Source organism: Arhodomonas sp. KWT, from assembly GCF_010993615.1.
In genome coordinates this window covers 1-1,423 of record NZ_WNXE01000439.1, presented here as the reverse complement: position 1 = coordinate 1,423, position 1,423 = coordinate 1, and the positions used below count along the sequence as shown (strand labels likewise).

The window sequence follows — 1,423 nt, the reverse complement described above, 5'->3', positions numbered from 1 at the left end:
GACCGACACCCCCGGGGCCTGTTCGCCCGTCCCGCTCATGCCAGGTCCAGGACCACGCGCCCGTCGATATGGCCCTCGCGCATGCGGTCGAGCACGGCGTTGATCTCCTCCAGCGGTGCGGTGCTGACCGTGGCCTTCACCGCCCCCTCGCCAGCGAACCGGAGGGCCTCCTGGAGGTCCAGTCGGGTGCCGACGATGGAGCCACGCACGGTGATGCCGTTGAGGACCACGTCGAAGATCGGCAGCGGGAAGTCCCCCGGCGGCAGGCCGTTGAGGGCCACCGTGCCGCCGCGGCGCACCGCCCCAAGCACCTGCGAGAAGGCCTTGGGCGAGACCGCCGTGACCAGCGCGCCGTGGGCCCCGCCCACCGCGGAGTGGATGCGCTCACCGGGATCCTCCTCAGCGGCGTTGACGGTCAGCTCCGCCCCCAGGCGCTCGGCGAGCGCGAGCTTCTCGGGGGAGACGTCGATGGCGGCCACGTGCAGCCCCATGGCCCGGGCGTACTGCACCGCCACGTGGCCGAGCCCGCCGATGCCGGAGATGGCCACCCAGTCGCCGGGGCGCGTCTCGGTGACCTTGAGGCCCTTGTAGACCGTCACGCCGGCGCAGAGGATGGGGGCGATCTCCGCGAAGCCGACCTTGTCCGGCAGCACGCCGACGTAGTCCGGGTCCGCGATCACGTACTCGCCGTAGCCGCCCTGCACCGAATAGCCGGTGTTCTGCTGGGATTCGCACAGGGTCTCCCAGCCGCCGATGCAGTGCTCGCAGCGCCCGCAGGCGTTGTAGAGCCAGGGCACGCCCACCCGGTCGCCCTCGCGCAGGTGGGTCACACCGCGACCGACGCCGGAGACGTAACCCACACCCTCGTGACCGGGGATCAGCGGCAGGATCGGCTTGACCGGCCAGTCCCCCTCGGCGGCGTGCAGGTCCGTGTGGCAGACCCCGGAGGCCTGGATGCGGACCTGGACCTCTCCGGGACCGGGCTCGGGCACCGGTACCTCGTCGATCTCCAGCGGCCGGCCGAACTCGCGGACCACCGCGGCCTTCATCGTCTTGCTCATGGCTTCTTCTCCTCCTCCGTGTGGTTCCCCGCCACTCAGAACAATCCCATCGGGGCGGGGTCATAGCTGACCAGCAGGTTCTTGGTCTGCTGGTAGTGATCGAGCATCATCCGGTGGTTCTCCCGCCCGATGCCGGACTGCTTGTAGCCGCCGAACGCGGCGTGGGCGGGGTAGAGGTGGTAGCAGTTGGTCCACACCCGGCCGGCCTCGATACCACGGCCCATGGCGTAGGCGGTGTTCATGGTGCGGGTCCACACACCGGCGCCCAGGCCGTAGAGGGTGTCGTTGGCGATCTTCAGGGCGTCGTCCATGCCGTCGAAGCCGGTCACCGACACCACCGGCCCGAAGATCTCCTCCTGGAA

Annotated in this window: 2 protein-coding genes; both read right to left on the bottom strand. The window is 70.3% G+C overall.

Annotated features, from left to right (window positions below; all coding sequences use genetic code 11):
• Positions 1 to 35: 35 nt before the first annotated feature.
• Positions 36 to 1,061, bottom strand: coding sequence for an alcohol dehydrogenase AdhP (gene adhP / locus G7A99_RS19720; RefSeq protein ID WP_163143438.1), 1,026 nt, complete (start codon positions 1,059 to 1,061; stop codon positions 36 to 38).
• A gap of 35 nt (positions 1,062 to 1,096) precedes the next feature.
• A partial coding sequence (locus G7A99_RS19715; RefSeq protein WP_163143435.1) for an aldehyde dehydrogenase family protein occupies positions 1,097 to 1,423 on the bottom strand: 327 nt, incomplete at its 5' end.

Excerpts from the sequence above, each read along its gene's own strand:
- adhP (WP_163143438.1), bottom strand. The coding sequence starts at position 1,061 with ATGAGCAAGACGATGAAGGCCGCGGTGGTCCGCGAGTTCGGCCGGCCG.